The sequence below is a fragment of the Streptomyces sp. MB09-02B genome (assembly GCF_033794485.1).
GTDB lineage: Bacteria > Actinomycetota > Actinomycetes > Streptomycetales > Streptomycetaceae > Streptomyces.
Genome location: NZ_JARGEE010000555.1, coordinates 1 through 5,050, shown reverse-complemented (window position 1 = coordinate 5,050; position 5,050 = coordinate 1). Strand labels below are relative to the sequence as shown.

Annotated in this window: 3 protein-coding genes; all 3 read left to right on the top strand. The window is 71.5% G+C overall.

Annotation, left to right across the window (positions count from 1 at the left end; all coding sequences use genetic code 11):
- Positions 1-1,360, top strand: a 1,360-nt coding sequence (locus P1P70_RS40465) for an MFS transporter (RefSeq protein WP_413471659.1), incomplete at its 5' end; no start/stop codon positions are given.
- 216 nt (positions 1,361-1,576) lie between these two features.
- Positions 1,577-2,443, top strand: coding sequence for a PaaX family transcriptional regulator C-terminal domain-containing protein (locus tag P1P70_RS40460; protein ID WP_319246855.1), 867 nt, complete (start codon positions 1,577-1,579; stop codon positions 2,441-2,443).
- A gap of 450 nt (positions 2,444-2,893) precedes the next feature.
- Positions 2,894-4,978: a glycosyltransferase family 4 protein gene (locus tag P1P70_RS40455; protein ID WP_319246854.1), complete on the top strand. Its 2,085-nt coding sequence runs from the start codon at positions 2,894-2,896 to the stop codon at positions 4,976-4,978.
- Positions 4,979-5,050: the final 72 nt, after the last annotated feature.

The window sequence follows — 5,050 nt, the reverse complement described above, 5'->3', positions numbered from 1 at the left end:
CTCCTCGTCCCCGTCCCCCCTCCCCAATCCAGCCGAGCGCGCCGAGCAGGCCGCGCGCACCCGGCAGTTGCGTCGTGTGGCGCTGTCCGGGTTGCTGGGCACCGCTGTGGAGTTCTACGACTTCCTCGTCTACGGCACCGTCGCCGCGCTCGTGTTCGGTGAGTTGTTCTTTCCGGGTGCGGACCCGGCCGTGGGCACGATCGCCGCGTTCGGGACGTTCGCCGCGGGGTATGTGGCGCGTCCGCTGGGCGGGATCGTGTTCGGGCACTTCGGTGACCGGCTGGGCCGTAAGTCGATGCTGTTGCTGACGATGGGGCTGATGGGCGGTGCGAGTTTCCTGATCGGGCTGCTGCCGACCTACGACACCATCGGGGTCTGGGCGCCGGTGCTGCTGATCACGCTCCGGGTGCTGCAGGGGATCGCGATCGGTGGTGAGTGGGGCGGGGCCACGCTGATGGTCGTCGAGCACGCGGGGGAGCGGCGGCGCGGGTTGTGGTCGAGCTTCACGCAGATGGGTGCGCCGCTGGGCTCGTTGTTGTCGTCGCTGGTGGTGACGCTGGTGGTGGCGATGGACCGGGAGGAGTTCGCGGCATGGGGGTGGCGGGTGCCGTTCCTGCTGAGCGTGGTGTTGCTGGGGGTGGGGCTCTTCGTGCGGCTGAAGGTGGTGGAGAGTCCGCTGTTCACCCAGGTGAAGAAGGACCGGTCGCGGATGCCGTTGCTGGATGTGATGCGCCGGCCGCGGGCACTGGTGCTGGCGGCGTGTGTGGGGATCGGCGCGTTCACGGCGCAGTCGCTGCTGACGAGCTATCTGATCGCGTACGCGACGGGCATCGGGTACGCGCGGCCGCAGGTGTTGAGCGCGCTGACGGTCTCGGCGGCGGTGGCGCTGGTGGTGCTGCCGTGTGCGTCGGCGTTGTCGGACCGGATCGGGCGCCGGCCGGTGGTCCTGGCCGGTGCGCTGGCCTCGGCCGGGCTGGCGTTCCCGGTGCTGGCGTTGGTGGACTCGCGCTCGCCGGGGCTGCTGGTCCTGGCCGTGGTGCTGGGGCACGGCATCGCGCAGTCGATGATGTACGGGCCGCTGGGGGCGTTGCTGACGGAGATGTTCGGGACCCGGGTGCGCTACACGGGGGCGTCGCTGGGGTACCAGCTGGCGACGCTGATCGGGGCCGGGTTCTCGCCGATGATCGCGGGGAGTCTGGTGGCCGCGAACGGGGGCTCCAGTACGCCGGTGTCGCTGTTGATCTGCGGGGGTGCGGCGATCACCGCCGTGACGGTGTGGTTCGTCCGGGAGACCCACCGGGAGTCGCTGGGCGAGGCGACCGCGCCCGCGGGTGCCGCGAAGAAGGAGATGGCCTCCTAGCCGGGGCTTGCTCGGGGCCGGGGTCCGGTCGCTCCCGCCAGGGCCCCGGGGAACCGCGCGAGAAGCCCGACCGGCCCGTGGCCGAGCAACGTGCCCACCGTTCCCGCCCGCCGTTCCCCGGGCCCCGGACAGTCCGCGTCGCCGTCGGAGCGCACCCCTGACGTAACCCTGCCTCACCCCCTGACCGGCCCCCGACCACCGCCGTACCCTTGCGCTGTGGAGGACGAGATCCTGGATGCCGAGGTCGTCGACGTGCCGCAGTTGCGGCCGCAGTCGCTGGTGCTCTCCTTCTTCGGGAATCACGTGCTGGACCGGGGGGAGAGCAGCCTCGGGGTGTACTCGGGGAGCATCATCGACGTGCTCGGGCGCGTCGGCACGGGCGAGCAGGCCGTGCGGTCGACCCTCACCCGGATGGTCAACCGGGGGCTGCTGCGGCGCCAACGGGAGGGTCGGCGCATGTTCTTCGGCCTCACCCCGCACGCGGAGGACATCCTGAGCGACGGCGGTCAGCGCATCTGGCGCGACGGCGCGGTGAACGAGGACTGGGACGGCACCTGGACTCTCCTCGGGTTCTCCCTTCCCGAGTCCTGGCAGCGACAGCGGCACGACCTGCGCTCCCGGCTCACCTGGTCCGGGTTCGGCGCCCTCTACAGCGGGCTGTGGATCGCCCCGGGTCGGGTCGACGTCCGGGAGATCGTGTCGGAGCTGGGGCTGGACGCGCACGTGAAGGTGTTCCACGCACAGGCCGACGAGTTCACCGACATCGGCCTGATGATCCGCGAGAGCTGGGACCTGGCGATGCTCGCCGCGCGGTACGTCGCCTTCGACAAGCGGTGGACCACCGCCGACGTCGCCGAGGCCGACCCGATCGCCACCCGGCTGCGCCTGGTCGCCGAGTGGCTGCGCGTCATCCGTACCGATCCGCGCCTGCCTGTGCAGCACCTGCCGGCGGACTGGCCCGCGCGGCAGGCCCAGGACACCTTCCGGCGCATCGCCGAACAGACGGCGGGACCGGCCGGGCGGATGGCGGCGGACGTTCTGGAAACGACCCCGCTGCGGCCCGCTTCGTTCGAAATCCCGTAGCCAAAACGGAGTTTTGCATTCCGTGCGGCTCGCTGGTTCCTGATGCCTCCGGTGCGGGAGTGGCCGATATTGTTCTTTGGTTTTCCTTTGTGATGGATATATTCTCGGTTCACTTTTTGTTGTCTCCCGCCGGCTGTTCGGGGATGCGGGAGTTCGTGCTGTGACCAGGGGGGATCTGGGCCAGTGGTTGTCTGCTGAGCTGCTCGGCGCGTTGACGGGGTTTGTGACGCGCGCCACATAGGCTTTTTGTCGTCCGGTCGGGATTTCACCCTGCGTATCGCCACGCGGATTACCCGGTCGGCCGATTTCCGCTGCGCCGAATCATTCATTTCTTGATTGTCGACCACACATCGCGTATATAGCCGCGCCCGCGCGCACCCCATGCCTGACCGCCAGGGGGTGCGGGCGCGATGCCGCCCGCCCGCGGGCGGGTCACCTGGGGGAAAACATATGAAGATCGCATTCCTGATCAACAACGCCTTCGGCATCGGAGGCACCATCCGCTCGACCGCCAACCTGTCCGCCGCGTTCGCCGACCGGCACGAGGTGGAGGTCGTCAGCGTCCACCGCTCCCGCGACGAACCGGCCCTCCCGTTCGACCCGCGCGTCCGCCTGACCTCGCTGATCGACCTGCGGGAAGGCGGCCCCGGGTACGAGGGCGACCACCCGCTCACCCAGCGCCCCGGCACGATGTTCCCGTACACCGGGGCCACCGGGAACCTGCCCTACACCGGGCTCCAGGACGAACGCATCGGCGGCTTCCTCGCCGACACCCAGGCCGACGTCGTCATCGCCACCCGCCCCGACCTCAACGGCTACCTCGCCCGCGACGGCCACCGCCGCTATCTGCGGGTCGGCCAGGAACACCTCAGCCTCGACCAGTACCGGGAACCGCTGCGGAGCAACCAGAACCAGGCGATCGGCGGACTCGACGCCTACGTCACCGTCTCCGAGGCCGACGCCGCCCAGTACCGCGCCGCCCTGCCCGACGTCACCACCACCATCGTCTGCGTCCCCAACGGCGTCCAGGCCCCCGCCGTCGAACGCTCCACCCTCGACTCCCGGGTCATCGTCGCCGCCGGCCGGCTCATCCCCATCAAGCGGTACGACCGGCTGGTGAACGCCTTCGCCAAGGTCGCCGCCGACCACCCCGGCTGGACCCTGCGCATCTACGGACGCGGTCCGCAGAAGGAGAACCTGCGCCAGCTGATCGACCGGCTCGGGTTGCACGACCGGGTGTTCCTCATGGGAGCGGTCTCCCCGATCGAGACCGAATGGGCCAAGGGCGCCGTCGCCGCCGTCTCCTCCGACATGGAGTCCTTCGGCATGACCATCGTCGAGGCCATGCACTGCGGCGTCCCGGTCGTCGCCACGGACTGCCCGCACGGACCCGGCGAGATCATCACCCATGGCCAGGACGGCATCCTCGTCCCGCTCGACGGGGACGTCGACGCCTACGCCGACGCGCTGAACCGCGTCGTCACCGACGAGGCCCTGCGCGAACGGCTCGGCAAGGCGGCCCTCACGAAGGCCGAGACCTACGCCCCCGCCGCCATCGCCCGGCGCTACGAGACCCTCTTCGAGGAGCTCTCCGGGCCCCGGCGCCGCGGCTGGGACGGCGCCGCCCGGCTGAAACGGCTCGCCGCCCGCGTCGTCCGGCCCCGCCCCACGAAGGTCGTCCCCGCCGCGGAGGCCGACGGGAGCGCTCCCACGCCCGCCGCGCACACCCGCGCCCTCGGCGACGGGGGCCTCACCGTCCTCCTCGACCCGGCCGAGCTGCCCGCCGGGCCCCTCGACTTCATCGCCCGGCTGCGCCGCGACCCCGGCAAGCGGCAGGTCGTGGTGCCGGTGCTGCCGAGTGCCGACGCGCCGGACACCGTGGTCCGGGCGACCCTGCACCCCGCCGAGCACACCCTCGCCGAGGGCCGCTGGGACTGCTACGTCGCGCCGCGCGGCACGAACAAGCGGGTGCGGTTGCGCGCACGGCTGGTGGAGCAGGCCGCGCTGGTCGGGCGGCCGCCGTCGGTGGACCAGCGGGGGGTCGGGGCGTGGATCCCGTACCCGACCGTCGACGGCTTCCTCGCGCTGCGGACGTGGCTGCGGCCCGCGCACGCGGAGATCGACGCGGTCGAGGTGGGGGAGGGGGCGGTGACCGTGACCGGCACGGTCCTCGGGGGCGCCGAGCCCGTCGCCACCGGGGCCGTGGTGCGGGTGGTGTCGCGGGCCGACAGCGCGTACGACTTCACCGTGGCCGCGTGGGCCGTGGGGGAGGGGGAGCGGGGGTTCCGGTTCACCGTCCCTTACGGCGAGCTCATGGCTCGGCGGAGTGTCGAGCACGATCTGTGGGATCTGCGGCTGGGCGAGGTGCCGGTGGGGCGGATCGGGGGCGACGTGGTGGAGCGGCGGAAGACCGATCTGGTGCCTGGGCAGGAGTTCGAGCACGAGGAGCGGGGGCGGACGCGGGTGCGGCCGTATTTCACCGTGAACAACGAGCTGGCGCTCAGCGCGAAGGATGTGGCCGAGGGCGCCCAGTAGCTCGGGGGTGCCTGTCTCGTCGGCGGGTGCGGGTGAGTGGGGCTTCTCGCGCAGTTCCCCGCGCCCCTGAAA

Excerpts from the sequence above, each read along its gene's own strand:
- P1P70_RS40455 (WP_319246854.1), top strand. The coding sequence starts at position 2,894 with ATGAAGATCGCATTCCTGATCAACAACGCCTTCGGCATCGGAGGCACC.